The sequence below is a fragment of the Kitasatospora sp. NPDC032150 genome (genome assembly GCF_055579945.1).
The window spans coordinates 100627-120304 of the sequence record NZ_JBVIMH010000022.1 but is presented as its reverse complement, the minus strand read 5'-3'; the positions used below and the strand labels follow the sequence as shown (position 1 = coordinate 120304).

The following is a 19678-nucleotide window of genomic DNA, read 5'->3' as shown; positions in this document are numbered from 1 at the left end:
CTGCGGGCCGCATTTGCGCACAGCGATGTGGCGGGCGAGGGGGTGCGGCTAGCATGACCGGGGCAGTGGTGGGCGGCACGCGGGTGCCTTCCCTCGGAAAACAACCGGCAGGAGGGCGGGTCCTGGTGCAGAAGGCGAAGATCCTCCTGGTCGACGACCGGCCGGAGAACCTGCTCGCGCTGGAGGCGATCCTCTCCGCGCTGGACCAGACCCTGGTGCGCGCCGCGTCCGGCGAGGAGGCGCTGAAGGCGCTGCTCACCGACGACTTCGCGGTGATCCTGCTGGACGTGCAGATGCCCGGGATGGACGGCTTCGAGACGGCCGCCCACATCAAGCGCCGGGAACGGACCAGGGACATCCCGATCATCTTCCTGACCGCGATCAACCACGGCCCGCACCACACCTTCCGGGGCTACGCGGCCGGTGCGGTGGACTACATCTCCAAGCCCTTCGACCCGTGGGTGCTGCGCGCCAAGGTATCCGTCTTCGTGGATCTCTACACCAAGAACTGCCAGCTCAAGGAGCAGGCGGCGTTGCTGCGGCTGCAGTTGGAGGCGGAGGAGCAGCCGGCGATCGGCGGTGCGCTGCTCGGCGAGCTGTCCGCCCGGCTGGCCTCGGTGGAGGAGCAGGCGGAGGCGCTCACCAAGCAGCTGGCGGGGTCCAGCGAGGCGGGCGCGGCAGTCACGGCGGCGCATCTGGAGCGCAAGCTCTCGAGTCTGCGCCAGGCGCTCGAAGCCCTGCGACCGGGCGCGAACTGAGCTTCGCGCGCCCCGCGTGCGCCCCTGAAAGACGACAGTGGAGCGTGACTTCTCGGAGCCTGGCGAGTCGGCGCGCTGCCCGGGGCCCGTAGCCGGTCGGCTGCCACCGGATCCTCGCCTGACGAGGCGTCGGCGACACGTGGCGATCGGTCACATGTGCACGGTGAGCGGCCCCCGGTAGGCTGCTGACTCATGGCCACACGTACGCCCGGCAGTGCCGCACGCAACTCGAAACCCGGGCCGGCCAAGCAGGCCTCCACCGCCAAGCCCGCCGCGAAGAAGGCTGTTGCGAAGAAGCCCACCGCCAAGCCCACCGCCAAGCCCGCAGCGAAGCCCGCAGCGAAGAAGGCCGTCGCGAAGAAGCCCACCGCCGCCAAGCCGGCGGCCAAGCGGGCCCCCGCGAAGCGGACCACGGCCAAGCCCGCCGCCAGGGCCGCGGCATCGCCGCCGCCGCGGCCGATACTCTTCCGGGCCGTCCGGGCGGTCTGGCTGGGAATGGCGCACAGCCTCGGCGCGGTCTTCCGGGGCTTCGGCGACGGCGCCAGGAACCTCCACCCCGACCACCGCAAGGACGGGATGGCACTGCTGCTGCTCGCGCTGTCCCTGGTCACGGCGGTGGGTACCTGGTTCAGCCCGCAGGGCTGGCTGGGCGAGGCGGCCACCGACGTGGTGTCGGGGCTGTTCGGCCGACTCGATGTACTGATGCCCCTTCTGCTCGCCGTCCTGGCGGTCCGTCTGATGCGCCACCCGGGGGTGCCCGAGGCCAACGGCCGGGTTGCGATCGGGCTGAGTGCGCTGATCGTGGGCATCCTCGGCCTGGTGCACATCGGCTGCGGCGCCCCCGGGATGTCCTCCGGTGCGACCCGGATACGGCTGGCCGGGGGCATCCTCGGCTGGGCGGTGTCGACGCCGATGATGGCCGCCGCCGGACCGCCGCTCGCGGTGCCGCTGCTGCTGCTGCTCGCCTTCTTCGGCCTGCTGGTGGTCACCGCCACCCCCGTCAACCGGATCCCCGAGCGGCTGCGCCTGTTCGGGGAGCACCTGGGCATCGTCGAGTCGCCGTACGCCGAGTACGACCAGGAGTACGGGCACGAGTACTCCACCGAGCCACCCGAGGACGCCGACCCGGACGCGCTGCCGTTCGCCGTCGAGAACGAGGACGCCCCCGAGGACGAGGTGGCGGCCCGGCGGCGGCGCCGGCGCAAGAAGGCGGACGAGGCCGAACAGGCGGCCGCCGACGACGCGTTCGCTCCGGACCCGTACGCGACCCGGGACATTGCCGCAGGGGTCGCCGCCGAGCTGGGCAGCGCCCTGGCGCACGGGGTGCCCGCCTCGCCCGCGGTGGCCGGAATCATGCACCAGGTCCAGGACCGCACCGCTCCGGCGGAGGAGCCCGCGGTTCCGGCCGCCCGCACCGCCGACCGGGTCGACCTGTCCAAGCACGGGGCGGACCCGGTCCGGATGGAGCAGCTCCAGCTGCCCGGCGGCGGCGCGTACCAGCTGCCACCGCCGGACCTGCTGGAGTACGGTGCGCCGGCCAAGGCCCGCAGTGCCCTCAACGACGAGGTGGTGGCCCAGCTCAGTGGCGTCTTCGCGGAGTTCAAGGTGGACGCCAGGGTCACCGGCTTCACCCGCGGCCCGACGGTGACCCGCTACGAGGTCGAGCTCGGCCCCGCCGTGAAGGTCGAGCGGATCACCGCGCTGGCCAAGAACATCGCCTACGCGGTGGCCAGTCCGGACGTGCGGATCATCAGCCCGATCCCCGGCAAGTCGGCGGTCGGGGTGGAGATCCCCAACCGGGACCGGGAGATGGTCAACCTCGGCGACCTGCTGCGCTCGCGCAGCGCCGTCGAGGACCCGCACCCGATGGTGGTCGGGATGGGCAAGGACGTCGAGGGCCACACCGTGACGGCCAATCTCGCCAAGATGCCGCACATCCTGGTGGCCGGTGCGACCGGTGCGGGCAAGTCCTCCTGCATCAACTGCCTGATCACCTCCGTGCTGGTCCGCGCCACCCCGGACGAGGTCAAGATGGTGCTGGTCGACCCCAAGCGGGTCGAGCTGACGGCGTACGAGGGCATCCCGCACTTGATCACGCCGATCATCACCAACCCCAAGAAGGCTGCCGAGGCCCTCCAGTGGGTGGTGCGCGAGATGGACCAGCGCTACGACGACCTGGCGGCCTTCGGCTTCCGGCACGTGGACGACTTCAACGCGGCGATCCGGGCGGGCAAGGTCACCCCGCCGCTGGGCAGCGAGCGCGAGCTGAAGCCGTACCCGTACCTGCTGGTGATCGTGGACGAGCTGGCCGACCTGATGATGGTCGCCCCGCGCGACGTCGAGGACTCGGTGGTCCGGATCACCCAGCTGGCCCGGGCGGCCGGAATCCACCTGGTGCTGGCCACCCAGCGGCCCTCGGTGGACGTGGTCACCGGTCTGATCAAGGCCAACGTCCCGAGCCGGCTGGCCTTCGCCACCTCGGCGATGGCCGACTCCCGGGTCATCCTGGACCAGCCGGGCGCCGAGAAGCTGATCGGCAAGGGCGACGCGCTCTTCCTGCCGATGGGCGCAGGCAAGCCGGTCCGGATGCAGGGCGCCTTCGTCACCGAGGCCGAGATCGCAAAGGTGGTCCAGCACTGCAAGGACCAGCTGGCCGCGACCTACCGGGACGACGTCATGGTCGGCGGCGGGTCGAAGAAGGAGATCGACGAGGAGATCGGCGACGATCTGGAGCTGCTGATCCAGGCCGTCGAGCTGGTGGTCTCCACCCAGTTCGGCTCGACCTCGATGCTCCAGCGCAAGCTGCGGGTCGGTTTCGCCAAGGCCGGGCGGTTGATGGACCTCATGGAGTCGCGCGGCATCGTCGGGCCGAGCGAGGGTTCCAAGGCCCGCGACGTGCTCGTCAAACCGGACGAACTGGACGCCGTCCTGCTCACCATCCGCGGCTGACGGCAGCGGGGCCTCACTCGTTCGGAGGAAGCGGGTGGGGCCCGGTAGACGTGGAACCACCGGCTCGGCCCGGGAAGGGGGCCGGTGTGCCCCGCCCGGTTGACCGCGGGTCAGCGCCCACCGGAAACAGGGGGCGCGTCAGGGTCCGCTCCGCTTGAGAAAGGCTCCGCCTCCGCCCCTAAACTGTCTTCTCAGCAGATGGCCAACGTCGAAAGGCGCTCTCCAGTGACCATCGGCAAGTTCCTCCGCCGCGCCAGTCCTCGGTCCTCCGCCACCCCCTCGGGGGCCGTTCCGGAGCAGCTGTCGTCCGCCGGGCCCGCCGCCGAAGCGGAGAGCATCGGCCGGACACTCGCTGCGGCCCGGCTGGCCGCCGGGATGACGGTCGATCAGGTGAGTTCCGGCACCCAGGTCCGGGTGCCGATCGTGCGCGCCATCGAGGACGACGACTTCAGCCGCTGCGGCGGCGACTTCTACGCCCGTGGCCACATCAGGTCGATCGCCCGGACGGTCGGTGTCGACGCCGAGCCGCTGGTCGCCAGGTACGACGCCGAGCACGGCGGACCGCCGGGGCTGCAGCGCCCGCACCAGCTGCTGGACACCGGGCCGATCAAGGTCACCGACCACCGGCGCCCGAACTGGACGGCCGCGATGACGGTCGCGATCGTCGTGGTGGTCGCGCTGATCGGCTTCAACCTGTTCGCCGGCAAGCCGAGCCGTTCCACGGCCGGCTCGGCCGACACCCCGCGGTCCACCGCCGCCCCGACAGCGTCACGGTCCGGCCGACCGTCCGCCACCACGGCGAGTGCCGCGCCGAGTGCCGCGGCATCGAGCCCGGGCGCGATCGCTGCCGTCCCGGCCGACAAGGTCACCGTCAAACTGGTCGCGGAGAAGGACACCAGCTGGGTTTCGGCCACCGACAGCAACGGTAAGTCGCTCTTCCAGAACAACCTGGACCAGGGCACCGACCAGACCTTCACCGACCCAAAGCAGATCAAGCTGGTGATCGGCAACGCGGCCGCCGTACACGTGTACGTCAACGGCAAGGACCTCGGCCCGGCGGGCGCCGACGGCCAGGTGGTGCACCTCACGTACACCCCGGGAGACCCGCAGGCGGGCTGAGCGGACCCGTACATTCCGGGCGCGCGGCCTCCGGGGCGAACGGCACCGGAAGTCGCGCGTTAATCTTGGCCCTATGCCTGAACGCCGTACAGTCGCCCTTGTCACGCTCGGATGCGCCCGCAACGAGGTGGACTCCGAGGAACTCGCCGGGCGACTGGAGGCCGACGGCTGGCAGCTCGTCGACGACGCCTCCGAAGCCGACGTCGCCGTCGTCAACACCTGCGGGTTCGTCGAAGCTGCCAAGAAGGACTCCGTGGACGCCCTGCTGGAGGCCAACGACCTCAAGGGCCACGGCCGTACCCAGGCCGTCGTCGCGGTCGGCTGCATGGCCGAGCGATACGGCAAGGAGCTCGCCGACGCGCTGCCCGAGGCGGACGGCGTACTGGGCTTCGACGACTACGCCGACATCTCCGACCGCCTGCAGACCATCCTCTCCGGCGGCCACCACGCCCCCCACCTCCCGCGCGACCGCCGCAAGCTGCTCCCGCTGACCCCGGTCGAGCGCCAGGCGGCCGCCGCGGAGGTCGCGCTGCCGGGCCACGGCGCCCCCGAGGACCTCCCGGAGGGCGTCGCCCCCGCCTCCGGCCCGCGCACGCTGCGCAAGCGGCTGGACGACAGCCCGGTGGCCTCGATCAAGCTGGCCTCCGGCTGCGACCGCCGCTGCTCGTTCTGCGCCATCCCCGCCTTCCGCGGCTCCTTCATCTCCCGCCGCCCGTCCGACGTGCTGAACGAGGCCGTCTGGCTGGCCGGGCAGGGGGTGCGCGAGGTGGTCCTGGTCAGCGAGAACAACACCTCGTACGGCAAGGACCTGGGCGACATCCGCCTGCTGGAGACGCTGCTGACCGAGATCGCCGCCGTCGAGGGCATCGAGCGGGTCCGGGTCAGCTACCTGCAGCCCGCCGAGATGCGGCCCGGCCTGATCGACGCGATGACCGCCACCGACGGCGTCGTCCCGTACTTCGACCTGTCCTTCCAGCACTCCGCGCCGGCGGTGCTGCGCCGGATGCGCCGCTTCGGGAACACCGACCAGTTCCTGGAGCTGCTGAAGACCATCCGGGACAAGGCCCCGCAGGCCGGCGCCCGCTCCAACTTCATCGTCGGCTTCCCCGGTGAGACCGAGGAGGACTTCGCCGAGCTGGAACGCTTCATCACGCACGCCGGGCTGGACGCGATCGGCGTCTTCGGCTACTCCGACGAGGACGGCACCGAGGCGGCGACCTACGACGGCAAGCTGCCCGAGGACGTGATCTCCGAGCGGCTGGCCAAGCTGTCCCGGCTCGCCGAGGAGATGACCGCGCAGCGCGCCGAGCAGCGGATCGGCACCGAGGTCACGGTACTGGTCGAGTCGGTCGAGGACGGCGTGGTCGAGGGCCGGGCGGCCCACCAGGCCCCCGAGACGGACGGCCTGACCACCCTGCTGGGCGCCGAGCACGCCAAGGTCGGTGAGTTCCACCGCGCCGTCGTGGTCGGTACCGAGGGCGTCGACCTCGTCGCGGAGCTGATTCCGGCCAACACGGCCAACACGGCCAACACGGCCAGTGCGGACAGCGCGGACAACGCCGGGGCCGAGGCATGACCCAGGGGCCGGGCGCCCCAGCAGCGCCGCACCCGGGCCGTCCGGGGGCGGCGCTGCCGCCGCAGCCGGGCCTCTGGAACATCGCCAACGTCCTGACGATGGTCCGGCTGCTGCTGGTGCCGGTGTTCGTGGCGCTGCTCTTCGCGGCCGGCGGCCATGATCCCAAGTGGCGCTCGGTCGCCTGGGCCTCGTTCGCCATCGCGATGATCACCGACCTGTTCGACGGGGAACTGGCCCGCCGCAAGGGCCTGGTGACCGACTTCGGGAAGATCGCCGACCCGATCGCCGACAAGGCGATCATGGGCTCCGCGCTGGTCGGCCTCTCCGTCCTCGGCGACCTCGCCTGGTGGATCACCGTGGTCGTCCTGGCCCGCGAGCTCGGCATCACCCTGCTGCGCTTCTGGGTGATCCGCTACGGCGTCATCCCGGCGAGCCGGGGCGGCAAGCTGAAGACCCTCACCCAGGGCATCGCGGTCGGCATGTACGTGCTGGTGCTCACCGGCTGGCTGGCCACCGGGCGGGCCGTGCTGATGGGCCTCGCCGTGGTGCTCACCGTCGGTACCGGGCTGGACTACATCGGACAGGCGATCCGGCTGCGCCGTGCCGGCATGGCCAAGGATCGGGCCGAGCAGTGAACGACACCACCCGGGCGGACCGCGCGGCGGCGCCGGACCACGGACTGGCCGCGCAGGTGCATGCCGCACTGCGCGGGCGCGGTGCCACGCTCGCCGTCGCGGAGTCGCTGACCGGTGGCCTGTTGGCGGCGGCCCTGGTGGACGTCCCCGGCGCCTCCAGGACCTTCCGCGGCTCGGTCACCGCGTACGCCACCGACCTGAAGGCGTCCGTGCTCGGGGTGGACGAGGGCCTGCTGGCCGTCCACGGCCCGGTGCACCCCGTGGTGGCCCGGCAGATGGCCGACGGCGTCCGCAGACTGCTGGGCGCCACCTACGGACTGGCCACCACCGGCGTGGCCGGACCCGAGCCGCAGGACGGCCGGGAGGTCGGTACCGTACACGTGGCACTGGCCGGGCCGGAGGGAACCTTCGTCGTCTCGCCCCGGCTCTCGGGAGCACGTGACAGAATCCGTGCCAATGCGGTGACCGCCGCGCTGGAGTTGCTGAGCGACCACATAGCGGCTGAATCCCCGTCGCGCTGAGATTGCCGGCAGTTTTCCTGAACCGGTACTGAACTGGCTGTCAGGGCTGGAGGATCGTGTTACACCAGATGGCCTGGTTGGGCAGAAACCAGGTAGCCGGGAACTCGCGTGGCCTCGGCTGCGGGTCCGGAGCGGGCGCGTGGACGGTCCGGGCGGGGAACAAACAGGGGAGGGGACAGCCTTGCAGCCCAGAGTGAACACGACCAGGGTCCCCGCACGCGATGCGGACAAGGCGGTACGGTGGGGGCGTGACATCTCGATCCGCAGTCCGAGGAGGGAGGCACCGATGATCCTGCTCCGTCGCCTACTGGGCGATGTGCTGCGTCGGCAGCGCCAGCGCCAGGGCCGCACACTCCGCGAGGTGTCGGCGGCCGCCAGGGTTTCGCTCGGGTACCTCTCCGAGGTCGAGCGGGGGCAGAAGGAGGCGTCCTCCGAACTGCTCTCCGCCATCTGCGACGCGCTCGATGTCCGGATGTCCGAAGTCATGCGCGAGGTCAGCGACGAGCTGTCGCTCGCCGAACTTGCGGCAATGGCCACCCTCTCGGATGGTGAGCTGCTGAGGCCGGTACTCGAACCGGTTCCGCTGCCCGCTCCCGGCGTCGACCGGATGAGCGGCATCTCGCCCAAGGCTGCGGCCGTGGACGTGGTGGCGGCCTGACCGGACCTCGCCCTCCCCGCGCCAAGCGGGGGACGAGTGAAGGAGGCCTGCGATGCGGAGGGTCCGGGCGGTCTGTGCCGCCGCACGACGATCTGTTCCCGCCCTTGGGCGAATAGAAGTCGACCGGCGTTGGGGTCTGGCCGTGCCGTCGGCCGCGGCGGGCTCGGCACTCCTGTCGGCCCACGGGCTGCCGAGCAGTGATGCGGTGCTCGGGGTACTGGCGCTGAGCGGGTGGGGCATCGGACTCGTACCGGTGCACAGCAACCGCCGTTCGCTGACCGGGCCACAACACCGTACGGGTGAACCGCCCGAGGCGGAACCAGCGCCGCCGCTTGACGGCTAGTGCGTCCGATTTCCAGGGGAAGCCAGGAGCGCTCAGGACCGCAGACGCAGGCCGCGCGGGGTGGGGTGGAAGCCGGTCTGCTCCAGGAGGCGGCCCAGGTCGGAGGTGAGCGCCGGCTCGCCGTTGGCACGCTCGATGGTGACGCTGCTGCCCAGGGCGCCCTGCCGGACCGCATCGGCCAGCGCCTCGACCGCCACCGGCAGCGGCTGCCAGGCCAGCAGGGACTTCCCGCCGCGCTCGACGTAGAGCGCCAGCTCGCCGTCTATCAGCACCACCAGGGCACCTGCCTTGCGGCCGGGGCGGTGTGCGGCGGCGGTCGCCTTGCCACCCGACGGGGTCGGCGGCTCCGGCCAGGGCAGTGCGGCACCGTAGGCGTTGGCCGGATCGGCCGCCGCCAGCACCAGGGCCTGGGGCGGCTCGACTCCGGTGCCGCTGCCCGGCCACCCGGTGGCGGCGGCCCGCTCCAGCCGGCCGTTGACCGAGCGCAGCCGGTCGGCCGCGCCGTCCATGGCGAACTGGGCGCCGCCGAGGCCCTCCACGAAGTAGCCCCGCCGGGCCCGGCCGCGCTCCTCGAAGGCGGCGAGCACCCGGTACACCCCCGCGAAGCCGCCCGGAACGCGCTCGGCGGCGACCGTGCCCCGGGTGAGCACACCGTGCCGGTCGAGCAGGCTCTGGGCCTGTGCGGCGGCCCGGACCGTCGCGTCCCCGGTGAACACGGGCAGCAGCGACCAGCGCCCGGCCGCCGTCGGCGGGCCGGAGCGCAGTGCGCTCGCCGGGCGGCCGAAGCCGCGCCCGGCCCCGCCGTAGCGGCCGCGTGGGGTGGCGCGGGGCGTGCGGTGCGCGGTGGCGCCGGCGGTGCGGCCGGAGCCGAGCAGGGCCCGCAACGGGGCCAGGGTGTCGTTGGTGACGTACCCGGCCCAGACCAAGTCCCAGAGGGCGTCGGTGAGTTCCGCGGCGGGTGTGTCCGGCACCTGGTCGGCGAGCTGGCGGAAGAACAGGCCGTATCCGCCGGCCAGGGCGTCCAGCAGGGCGGTGTGCACGGGTGTCAGCGCGGGCGGCACCGGCTCGGGGCGGAGCAGATGGGCGGACTCGGGCAGATGCAGGCTGATCCAGCCGTCCTTGCCGGCCAGCGCGCCTGCGCCGGACCAGCCGACCTCACCGGCCGCCATCAGCTCGTCCAGCATTCCCGGGGCGTAGCCGGACAGCCGGGCCGGCAGGATCAGCTTCTCCACGGCGGAGGCGGGCAGCGCGGAGCCCTGGAGCTGTTCGACCACGCGCAGCAGGCCGTCGAGACCGCGCAGTCGGTGGCCGGCCAGGTGCTGCCACTGGGGCAGGAAGGCGGCCAGCGTGCGCGGCGGGACCGGCTCGACCTCCTGACGCAGTGCGGCCAGCGAGCGGCGGCGCAGCCTGCGCAGCACCTCGCTGTCGCACCACTCGACGGTGGTGGTGCGGCCCTCACGGGGGGCGGCGTGAAGCGCCTCCGAGGACGGGTGGTGGGGGGCGACGGACGGGCGGAACTCGCCCTGGACCAGGCGGCCGGCGGCAGTGAGCCGGTGCAGGGCGCCGGTGACCACGGCCGCGCCCAGGCCGAACCGTGAGGCAGCCTCAGCCGCCGTGAACGGCCCGTGGGTACGGGCGTACCGGGCGAGCAGATCGCCCAGCGGGTCCTTCACCGGCTCGGTGAAGGCCTCCGGAACGCCGACCGGCAGCGGGGTACCGAGGGCGTCGCGGAGCCGTCCGGCGTCCTCGACCGCCGCCCAGCGCGGCTCGCCGCCGATCCGGACCCGGATGGCGCGGCGGGCGGCCTCCAGCTCCAGGGCCCAGATCGGCTCGGCGCCGCGTGCCGTCAACTCGGCCTCGCTGAGCGGGCCGAGCAGGCGGAGCGCGTCGGCGACGCCCTCCATGTCCTTGACCCGCCGGTCGGGGGTGAGCCGTTGGAGCTCGGCCTCCAATTCGGCGAGCACGTCCGGGTCCAGCAGTTCACGGAGCTCGGCCTGGCCGAGCAGTTCGGACAGCAGCCGGGAGTCCAGTGAGAGGGCGGCGGCGCGGCGCTCGGCGAGCGGGGAGTCGCCCTCGTACAGGAACTGGGCGACGTAGCCGAAGAGCAGGGAGCGGGCGAAGGGGGAGGGCTCGGGGGTGGTGACCTCCACCAGACGTACGGCGCGCGACTCCAGATCGCGCATCAACTCGACCAGACCCGGGACGTCGAACACGTCCTGGAGACATTCGCGGACGGCCTCCAGCACGATCGGGAAGGAGCCGTACTCGGCCGCCACCTCAAGGAGTTGGGAGGCGCGCTGACGCTGCTGCCACAGGGGCGTGCGCTTGCCGGGACTGCGCCGGGGAAGCAGTAGCGCGCGCCCGGCGCACTCGCGGAAGCGCGAGGCGAACAGCGCGGAGCCACCGACCTGGTCGGTGACCAGCTGTTCGATCTCCTCGGCGTCGAAGAGCGCGGCGTCGGCGCCGACCGGGGCCTCGTCCGAAACGGGCCGGTCGGAAGGGAAGTCGAGCAGGTCGGCGTCCGGCAGGCGGAGCACGATGCCGTCGTCGGCGTGCATCACCTGCGGGTCCAGGCCGTGCTTCTCGCGCAGGCGGGCACCGAGGGCCAGCGCCCAGGGAGCGTGCACCTGAGCGCCGAAGGGGGAGTGGATGACGATCCGCCAGTCGCCGAGCTCGTCGCGGAACCGCTCGACCACGATGGTGCGGTCGTCCGGCAGGTGGCCGCAGGCGGCGCGCTGCTCGGCGAGGTAGGTGAGCAGATTGCCGGCCGCCCAGTCGTCGAGACCGGCCGCCTTGAGGCGGGTGGTGGCCTCCTCGGGCGTCCGCGAGCCCAGCTCGCGGACGAACGCGCCCACCGCGCGGCCGAGTTCGAGCGGACGGCCGAGGGTGTCGCCCTTCCAGAACGGGAGCCGCCCGGGGATGCCGGGGGCCGGAGTGACCAGCACCTTGTCGTGGGTGATCTCCTCGATCCGCCAGGAGGTGGTGCCCAGGGTGAAGACATCACCGACCCGGGACTCGTACACCATCTCCTCGTCCAGCTCGCCGACCCGACCGCCGCCCTTCTTCGGGTCGGTGCCGGCGATGAAGACGCCGAACAGGCCGCGGTCGGGGATGGTGCCGCCGGAGGTGACGGCGAGGCGCTGGGCACCCGGCCGGCCGGTGACCGTGCCGGCGACCCGGTCCCACACCAGACGGGGCCGCAACTCGGCGAAGGCGTCGGAGGGATAGCGGCCGGCGAGCATGTCCAGCACGCCGTCGAAGGCGGACTGCGGCAGGGTGGCGAAGGGTGCGGCCCGGCGGACCAGGGCAAGCAACTCGTCCACGTCCCACGTGTCCAGGGCGGTGATGGCGACCAACTGCTGGGCCAGCACGTCCAGTGGGTTGCGCGGGATGCGCAGCGCCTCGATCCGCCCGGCGCGCATCCGCTCCGTCACCACCGCCGACTGCACCAAGTCGCCGCGGTACTTGGGGAAGACCACGCCGGTGGAGACAGCCCCGACCTGGTGGCCCGCCCGGCCGACCCGCTGCAGGCCGGAGGCGACCGAAGGCGGCGACTCGACCTGGACCACGAGCTCCACCGCGCCCATGTCGATGCCCAGCTCCAGGCTGGAGGTGGCCACCACCGCCGGCAGTCGACCGGCCTTCAGCTCCTCCTCGACCAGGGCGCGCTGCTCCTTGGAGACCGACCCGTGGTGCGCCCTGGCCAGCACCGGGGGCGCGCCCTTGGCGACACCGGACTCGCCCATCAGCTGCGCCGGGGCGTGCGACTCGGTCAGCGCCCCGGCACAGCCCCGCGAATCGGACTCGGTGCCGGCGGCGCGCTCGACGGCGATCTCGTTCAGCCGGTTGCAGAGCCGCTCGGCGAGGCGGCGCGAGTTGGCGAAGACGATGGTCGAGCGGTGGGCCTGGACCAGGTCGACGATCCGCTCCTCGACGTGCGGCCAGATCGAGCTCTGCCGGGCCGGGTCGCCGTCCGCGCCGGCGGGCAGCTCGTCCAGATCGGCGACCGGAACGACCACCGAGAGGTCGAACCGCTTGGCGGCGGGCGGCTGGACGATCGCGGCGCCGCGCTGCGGGCTGAGGAACCTGGCCACCTCCTCGACCGGCCGGACGGTGGCGGAGAGGCCGATCCGGCGGGCCGGACGCTCCAGCAGTTCGTCCAGCCGCTCCAGGCTGAGGGCGAGGTGGGCACCGCGCTTGGTGCCGGCGACGGCGTGCACCTCGTCCAGGATCACGGTGTCGATGCCGCGCAGCGCCTCCCGGGAAGCGGAGGTGAGCAGCAGGAACAGCGACTCCGGAGTGGTGATCAGGATGTCCGGCGGATGGCTCGCGAACCGGCGGCGGTCGGCGGCAGGGGTGTCGCCGGAGCGGATGGCCACCTGGACCTCCGGCTCCGGCAGGCCCAGCCGCACCGCCGCCTGGTGCAGCCCCGCGAGCGGCGCGCGGAGGTTGCGCTCGACGTCCACCGCGAGGGCCTTGAGCGGCGAGATGTAGAGGACCCGGCAGCGGTGCTTGGGGTCGGCGGGCGGCGGGGTGCTGCTGAGCCGGTCGAGCGCGGAGAGGAAGGCCGCCAGCGTCTTCCCGGAACCGGTGGGGGCGACCACCAGGACGTCCGTCTCCCGCCGGATGGCCGCCCAGGCCTCGGACTGGGCGGTGGTGGGTGCGGTGAAGGCGCCCGTGAACCAGGCCCTGGTCGCGGGGGCGAACCCCGCGAGCGGGTCGGGAGCCGAGTCCTCGCCGGTGCGTCGCGCCATGCCCCAATGGTGCAGCCCGGCACTGACAACCGGAGCGGCCCCGCCGGTGCGGGCCGCCGGAGCCGCGGTACGGCCGTCGGCCCGTGCAACCGGGGGCGGAGCCGGGCGACCGTCTGACCTAGTCCAACGGGTCAATTAGGACAAGCCGCTCATATTGTGATGATTCAGTCCGGTGATCGCTGGAGCCGAGGAGCGGAGGCGGCGCGATGGAACGGGTCGGTCCGGCCTGTGGCAAGCCCGCCAAGCGCTCCGGCGGCCCGGCACGCGTCCTGCTGGCCATGCTGCTGACCGCCCTGCTGCTCGGCGCCGTCCCCTACGTCTCCGGGCCCGGCCGCTCCTACCTCAGCTACCTGGTGCTGGCCGACCGGCAGGACGCCCAGGGAGCCACCCGGGCCGCCGGGCTGATCCGGGCGGCGGGCGGACAGGTGGTCCAGGAGTACCCGCAGATCGGCGTGGTGCTCGCGTACGCCGACGACGGGTTCGCCGGACGGCTCCGCGGGCAGCCCGGGGTGGCGGCGGTCGGGGCGACCAGGACGGAGGCGGTGCCCGGTCCGCCGGGCTCGCTGGCCGGCATCGGCGACTTCCGGCGCGGCGGCGACGCACTGGGCCCGGGGGCGTGGGCGACCGGGCAGCTCCGCGGCGGGCCGACCGTGCGGTTCCCCGCTCCGGGGAACGGTTGCGACCCCCGCCACCGGGCCGGGTGCGACGGCCCCACGCCGGGCCCCGCGTCCGACGGCACCACGGGGTCCGCCGAGGCCGCCGTGCCCGACCCGCGGGAGGCCGCCCAGTGGAACCTCGCCATGATCGGTGCGGCCGAGGGCTCCGGAAGCGCCACCACCCTGCTGCGCGGCCCGGCCCTCGACCACGGCTCGGACCGGCCGCTGCCCTCCGCCCAGCAGCTGCGCCGGGTGCTGGTGGCGGTGCTGGACTCGGGGGTCGACGACACCCACCCGGACCTGCGCGGCGCCGTGGACCCGCAGGCGTCGGCCTCCTGCGCCGATGGCCGCCCCGATCCCCGGTACGGCGCCTGGCGCCCCGACGAGGGCGTGACCGAGAGCGGCCACGGCACCCACGTCGCCGGGATCGTCGGTGCGGCTCGGGACGGCAAGGGGGTCACCGGGGTCGCCCCGGGCGTCAGGATCGCCGCCGTCCGGCTGCTCGGGCCGCTCGGCCAGTACTACACCGAGAACATCGTCTGCGGCCTGCTCTGGGCGGCCGACCACGGGGCCAAAGCGATCAACGACAGCTACTTCGCCGACCCCTGGAAGTACAACTGCCCCGAGGACCCGGACCAGGCCGCGCTGATCACGGCGGTCGGCCGGGCCGTCGCGTACGCCCAGCGGCAGGGTGCCGTGGTGGTGGCATCCGCAGGCAACGACGGGCAGGACCTCGGCGCCGCCCGGGCCGACCAGCGCAGCCCGAACGACCGGACCTCCGGACCCGCGGAGGACCGGCACCTGGGCACCGAGTGCATCCGCCTGCCCGGCGAGCTGCCCGGCGTGGTGGCGGTCGGCGCGGTGGACCGCAGCGGGATGCCGACCGGGTACTCCAACTACGGCCACGGCCGGATCACCCTGGCCGCGCCCGGCGGCGACCCGGACGGCGGGGCGCTCGGCGGGATCGTCTCGGACTGGCCCGGCGGCCGGTACGCCGCGCTCGCCGGCACCTCGATGGCCGCCGCCCACGTGACCGGCGCGATCGCGGTGGCGGCCGCCGATCATCCCGACTTCGGGCCGGACCGGAACGTCGCGCTGCTCATCCGGGCGGCCGCGGCCAACTGCCCGCTCGGACAGGGCCGTTGCGCGGAGCGCGACTACTACGGCGCCGGAGTGCTCGCCCTGCCCAGGGGGTGAGGGCCGCAGCCGGCCCGGCGGCCGCGGCGGCGGACCGGAAAACGGCGTGCGGACGGGCGGACGGTTCGGGCAGCATCGGCGGGTGCACGTTCATCTGGAGACCGAGCGCCTGATCCTGCGCCGCTTCACCCCCGAGGACGTCGACCTCCTGGTGGAACTCGACTCCGACCCCGAGGTGATGCGGTACCTGTCCGGAGGTCGGGCCACGCCCCGGGAGGAGGTCGAGGAGCGGATCCTGCCGCTGTACTTCTCCTACTACCGGCGCTTCCCGGCGCTCGGGTACTGGGCGGCGCTGGAGCGGGCCGGCGGCGGGTTCCTGGGCTGGTTCGAGTTCCGGCCGCCGGATCCGGACCGTCCGGACGAGGTCGAACTCGGCTACCGGCTGCGGCGCTCGGCCTGGGGTCGCGGCTACGCCACCGAGGGCGCGCGGGCGTTGATCCGCAAGGGATTCGGCGAGCCCGGCGTGGAGCGGGTCTTCGCCCAGACCATGACGGTCAACCGGGGTTCCCGCCGAGTGATGGAGAAGGCCGGGCTGCGCTACGTGTGCACCTTCTTCGCCGACTGGCCCGAGGCGATCGACGGCTCCGAACACGGCGAGGTCGAGTACGCGCTGGAGCGGGCCGAGTGGCACCGGCTCCAGCCGGGTCCGCGCTGACGGAGGGGATACTGGGGCCATGAGGCTGACCGAGTTCTGGCGACGGATGTACGAGCACTTCGGCGAGGTGTACGCCGAGTCCTTCGCGAGCGACCACGTGATGAGCGAACTCGGCGGACGGACGGTCCGGCAGGCGCTGGAAGCCGGTTGGGAGGCCAAGGACGTCTGGCGGGTGGTCTGCGACAGCCAGGGGGTCTCGGCGCTGCTGCGCTGAGGCCGCGGGCCGTCCGGTGCGCCGGAGGCCCGGCGCACCGGGGCGCAGGCCGGCCAGCACCGGCCGGCACCGGCCGACCATGGGTGAGACTGGGCTGGTGGTTAGTAGCGCAGAGCCCCAGAAGACCGAACGGACCGTCTCGGACCAACACTCTCCGCCCGCCCGCCGCTCCGCCCTGCGGGGCGAGGCGATGCCTCGCTGGCTGCCCAGGGCGATGGTGCTGGCGCTGCTCCTGGTGGGCGCGTTCAAGCTCGCCGACTGGGCGTTCCATCAGCTCATCGACCTCTTCGTGATGCTACTGGTGGCCTTCTTCCTGTCACTGGCGATCGAACCGGCGGTGGACCGGATGGCCGCCCGCGGGGTGCGGCGCGGCCTCGGTACGTTCCTGGTCTTCATCGGCCTGGCGGTCGCGGTCGCGGGCTTCCTCACCTCGGTCGGCACGCTGCTGGTGGACCAGGTGGCGAGGATCGCCGGTGATCTGCCCCACCTGGTCGACAACCTGATCGGCTGGATCAACCGGACGTTCCACCAGGACCTGTCGTTGGGGCAGCTCCAGCAGCGGGTGCTCCGGGACTCCGGGAGCATCGAGAAGTACGCCCAGCAGGCCGCGGACAATGTGTGGGGCCTGTCCAGCACACTGGTCGGCGGGCTGTTCCAGGCGTTCACGGTGGGCCTGTTCACCTTCTACCTGACCGCGGACGGGCCCCGGGTGCGGCGGACCGTCTGCTCGCTGCTGCCGCCCGCGAAGCAGGCGGAGGTGCTCCGGGCCTGGGAGATCGCGCTGGCCAAGACCGGTGGCTACCTCTACTCCCGGGCGCTGCTGGCGGTGGCCTCGGCCGTCGCGCACTGGGTCGTGTTCGCGCTGCTCGGACTCCCGTACGCGGGGGCGCTGGCGATCTGGGTCGGGGTGATGTCGCAGTTCGTCCCGACCATCGGCACCTACCTGGCCGGGGCGCTGCCGGTGATCGTCGCGCTCACCGTGAAGCCGGTGGACGCGCTCTGGGTGCTGGCATTCGTGATCGTCTACCAGCAGATCGAGAACTATCTGCTGCACCCGCGGATCACCGCGAGGACGGTGGACGTGCACCCGGCGGTGGCCTTCGGCTCGGTGATCGCCGGGGCGGCGCTGCTCGGCGCGGTCGGCGCGCTGATCGCGATCCCGGCGGCCGCCACCCTGCAGGGCTTCGTCGGGACGTACGTCCGCAGGTACGAGGTCGCCACCGACCCGCGGATCGACCGCGGCGAGGAGCGCAGGCGGCTGGCCAGGGAGCGTACGCGGGAGACCGCGCGCCGGTTGCGACGCCTGGTCGGTTCCGATGGGCCGGAGGATTCCGCAGGTCAGAGCGGTGACGGTGAGGGCAGCTAGGCAGTTCGTTCTATTCGAACGTCTGTTCCCTATACTGTTTAGTGGCGAGTTATCCACAGGCTGAGCCCGATCCGGGTCGATTGTCGGTGGGACGCGCTAGCGTCGAGGACGATGAAGCGCACAGCACAGAACCCGAGGGTGGAAGCCATGGCAGGTACGGACCGCGAGAAGGCTCTTGAGACCGCGCTCGCCCAGATTGAGCGGCAGTTCGGCAAGGGCTCGGTGATGCGCCTGGGCGAGAAGGCCAACGAGCCGGTCGACGTGATCCCCACCGGGTCCACGGCCCTCGACATCGCGCTCGGCGTCGGCGGTATCCCGCGCGGCCGGGTCATCGAGATCTACGGCCCCGAGTCCTCCGGTAAGACCACGCTCACCCTGCACCTGGCGGCCAACGCCCAGCGCGCGGGCGGCACGGTCGCGTTCGTGGACGCGGAGCACGCACTCGACCCGGAGTACGCCAAGAAGCTCGGCGTGGACACCGACGCCCTGCTGGTCAGCCAGCCGGACACCGGTGAGCAGGCCCTGGAGATCACCGACATGCTGATCCGCTCCGGCGCGATCGACCTGGTGATCATCGACTCCGTCGCGGCACTGGTGCCGCGCGCGGAGATCGAGGGCGAGATGGGCGACTCGCACGTCGGCCTGCAGGCCCGGCTGATGAGCCAGGCGCTGCGCAAGATCGCCGGTGCGCTGAACCAGTCGAACACCACCGCGATCTTCATCAACCAGCTGCGCGAGAAGATCGGCGTGATGTTCGGCTCCCCGGAGACCACGACCGGTGGCCGGGCGCTGAAGTTCTACGCCTCGGTCCGACTGGACATCCGCCGGATCGAGACCCTGAAGGACGGCACCGAGGCGGTCGGTAACCGTACCCGGGTCAAGGTCGTCAAGAACAAGGTGGCGGCCCCCTTCAAGCAGGCCGAGTTCGACATCCTCTACGGCATCGGCATCAGCCGCGAGGGCGGCCTGATCGACATGGGCGTCGAGCACGGCTTCATCCGCAAGTCGGGCGCCTGGTACACCTACGAGGGCGACCAGCTCGGCCAGGGCAAGGAGAACGCCCGCAACTTCCTGCGGGACAACCCGCAGCTGGCCGACGAGATCGAGAAGAAGATCAAGACGAAGCTGGGCATCGGCGTGAAGGGTGGTGTCGAGGACGACACCGCCCCGGCCGCCGAGGCCGATGGCGCCGCCAAGCCGATCACCGCCACGGCCACCAAGACCGCGGCGGCGAAGAAGGCAACGGCCAAGGCCTGAGTCCGTCGAGGCACGAGTGAGGTACGAGGACGAATGGTCGCCGGGGGCCGCCCCCGGCTCCGGTGACCATGGCCCACCGGACTGGTGGACGGGAAGCGCGGAGGAGGAGACTCCGGACGACTTCGCGGAGCTCGGGGTGGTCCGCGCGTCCGAGCTGCCCTTCGGGCGGCGGCGTCGGAGGACGGCTGTGGCCACCGAGCAGCCGGCGGCCGAGCCGGCGGTCCTCGACGAGTCCGCCTCCGAGGAGCATGTCGGGGAGCGGCGGCGCAGCCCCCTGGGAGAGGGGCGGCGTGGTCGCGGGGACGGGCGCCGAGGGGAGGGGTACCCGGAGCGGTCCGGCCGGCCCGAGCGCTCGGGCGGGGCGGCTCGGAAGGAGAGGGCGGAGCGGTCGGCGCAGGAAGAAGCGGTCGACCCGGAGGCCAGGGCACGGGACATCTGCCTGCGCCTGCTCACCGGCGCGGCCAAGACCCGTAAGCAACTGGCCGACGCACTTCGCAGGCGGGAGATCCCGGACGAGGTCGCGGAGGAGGTGCTCTCGCGCTTCGAGGAGGTCGGACTGATCGACGACGCCGCCTTCGCCGAGGCGTGGGTGGAGTCGCGGCACGCCGTTCGGGGCCTGTCCCGGCGGGCGTTGGCGCAGGAGCTCCGGACCAAGGGGGTGGCCGGTGACCTGGTCGAACAGGCGGTCGCCCAACTGGACGAGGACGACGAGACGGAGGCCGCCCGGGCGCTGGTCGACCGGAAGCTGCGGTCGACCCGGGGGCTGGAGCGGGAGACCCGGATCCGCCGCCTGGTCGGCATGCTCGCCCGGCGCGGCTATTCGGAAGGCCTGGCCTTCCGGGTGGTGCGGGACGCGCTGGACGCGGAGGGCGGCTCCACGGGGGGTCGGTAGCGCCGACCGGGGGATCACAAGCTGGTCGGGCATGCCCTCGGAGCGCGGGGCGGAACGGACGGGCGGGCCGCAGGTACTCCGGCGGGCAGGGGTGCCGCCCCACCAGGGGGCCGTGGTGCAACCTGCTC

At 72.8% G+C, this 19678-nt stretch carries 14 protein-coding genes; 13 read left to right on the top strand and 1 reads right to left on the bottom strand.

The genetic code is table 11. The features are described from left to right. Positions 1 to 122: 122 nt before the first annotated feature. The 7 genes from ACZ5ON_RS24545 to ACZ5ON_RS24515 all read left to right on the top strand — a co-directional run bounded on the left by ACZ5ON_RS24545 (position 123) and on the right by ACZ5ON_RS24515 (position 8216). Positions 123 to 758: a response regulator gene (locus ACZ5ON_RS24545; protein ID WP_465596569.1), complete on the top strand. Its 636-nt coding sequence runs from the start codon at positions 123 to 125 to the stop codon at positions 756 to 758. 192 nt (positions 759 to 950) lie between these two features. Continuing rightward, the gene (locus ACZ5ON_RS24540; RefSeq protein WP_465596536.1) at positions 951 to 3707 is read left to right on the top strand and encodes a DNA translocase FtsK; all 2757 of its coding nucleotides are present in this window, start codon (positions 951 to 953) and stop codon (positions 3705 to 3707) included. Positions 3708 to 3905: 198 nt separating this feature from the next. Then, positions 3906 to 4826 carry a helix-turn-helix domain-containing protein gene (locus tag ACZ5ON_RS24535; protein WP_465596533.1) on the top strand — a complete coding sequence of 307 codons (921 nt, stop codon included), beginning with the start codon at positions 3906 to 3908 and terminating at the stop codon, positions 4824 to 4826. A gap of 73 nt (positions 4827 to 4899) precedes the next feature. Beyond that, on the top strand, positions 4900 to 6402 hold the full coding sequence (gene rimO, locus ACZ5ON_RS24530; RefSeq protein ID WP_465596530.1) for a 30S ribosomal protein S12 methylthiotransferase RimO: 1503 nt from the start codon (positions 4900 to 4902) through the stop codon (positions 6400 to 6402). Continuing rightward, positions 6399 to 7037, top strand: coding sequence for a CDP-diacylglycerol--glycerol-3-phosphate 3-phosphatidyltransferase (pgsA, locus tag ACZ5ON_RS24525; protein ID WP_465596526.1), 639 nt, complete (start codon positions 6399 to 6401; stop codon positions 7035 to 7037). Before rimO ends, pgsA begins: the two co-directional genes overlap by 4 nt. Further along, positions 7034 to 7558, top strand: coding sequence for a CinA family protein (locus ACZ5ON_RS24520; RefSeq protein WP_465596523.1), 525 nt, complete (start codon positions 7034 to 7036; stop codon positions 7556 to 7558). The genes pgsA and ACZ5ON_RS24520 overlap by 4 nt, the downstream gene beginning before the upstream one ends. Positions 7559 to 7844: 286 nt before the next feature. Further along, the gene (locus ACZ5ON_RS24515) at positions 7845 to 8216 is read left to right on the top strand and encodes a helix-turn-helix domain-containing protein (RefSeq protein ID WP_344638529.1); all 372 of its coding nucleotides are present in this window, start codon (positions 7845 to 7847) and stop codon (positions 8214 to 8216) included. Positions 8217 to 8591: 375 nt separating this feature from the next. Here the strand turns inward: ACZ5ON_RS24515 and ACZ5ON_RS24510 are convergent, their stop codons facing one another. Beyond that, positions 8592 to 13313, bottom strand: a complete 4722-nt coding sequence (locus ACZ5ON_RS24510) for an ATP-dependent helicase (protein ID WP_465596519.1) — start codon at positions 13311 to 13313, stop codon at positions 8592 to 8594. Positions 13314 to 13519: 206 nt separating this feature from the next. Here ACZ5ON_RS24510 and ACZ5ON_RS24505 point away from each other — a divergent pair, with 206 nt between their 5' ends. From ACZ5ON_RS24505 to recX, 6 genes are all read left to right on the top strand, one after another. Beyond that, positions 13520 to 15166, top strand: a complete 1647-nt coding sequence (locus ACZ5ON_RS24505) for a S8 family peptidase (RefSeq protein WP_465596516.1) — start codon at positions 13520 to 13522, stop codon at positions 15164 to 15166. 82 nt (positions 15167 to 15248) lie between these two features. Then, entirely contained in the window at positions 15249 to 15821 is a 573-nt protein-coding gene (locus ACZ5ON_RS24500) for a GNAT family N-acetyltransferase (protein WP_465596513.1), read from the top strand. Between the two features lie 19 nt (positions 15822 to 15840). Beyond that, the gene (locus ACZ5ON_RS24495; RefSeq protein WP_465596510.1) at positions 15841 to 16035 is read left to right on the top strand and encodes a DUF3046 domain-containing protein; all 195 of its coding nucleotides are present in this window, start codon (positions 15841 to 15843) and stop codon (positions 16033 to 16035) included. A gap of 79 nt (positions 16036 to 16114) precedes the next feature. Then, positions 16115 to 17401: an AI-2E family transporter gene (locus tag ACZ5ON_RS24490; RefSeq protein WP_465596507.1), complete on the top strand. Its 1287-nt coding sequence runs from the start codon at positions 16115 to 16117 to the stop codon at positions 17399 to 17401. A gap of 147 nt (positions 17402 to 17548) precedes the next feature. Then, positions 17549 to 18658, top strand: coding sequence for a recombinase RecA (gene recA / locus ACZ5ON_RS24485; protein WP_465596504.1), 1110 nt, complete (start codon positions 17549 to 17551; stop codon positions 18656 to 18658). A gap of 187 nt (positions 18659 to 18845) precedes the next feature. Beyond that, complete coding sequence (gene recX, locus ACZ5ON_RS24480; RefSeq protein WP_465596501.1) at positions 18846 to 19550, top strand: recombination regulator RecX; 705 nt, start codon at positions 18846 to 18848, stop codon at positions 19548 to 19550. Positions 19551 to 19678: the final 128 nt, after the last annotated feature.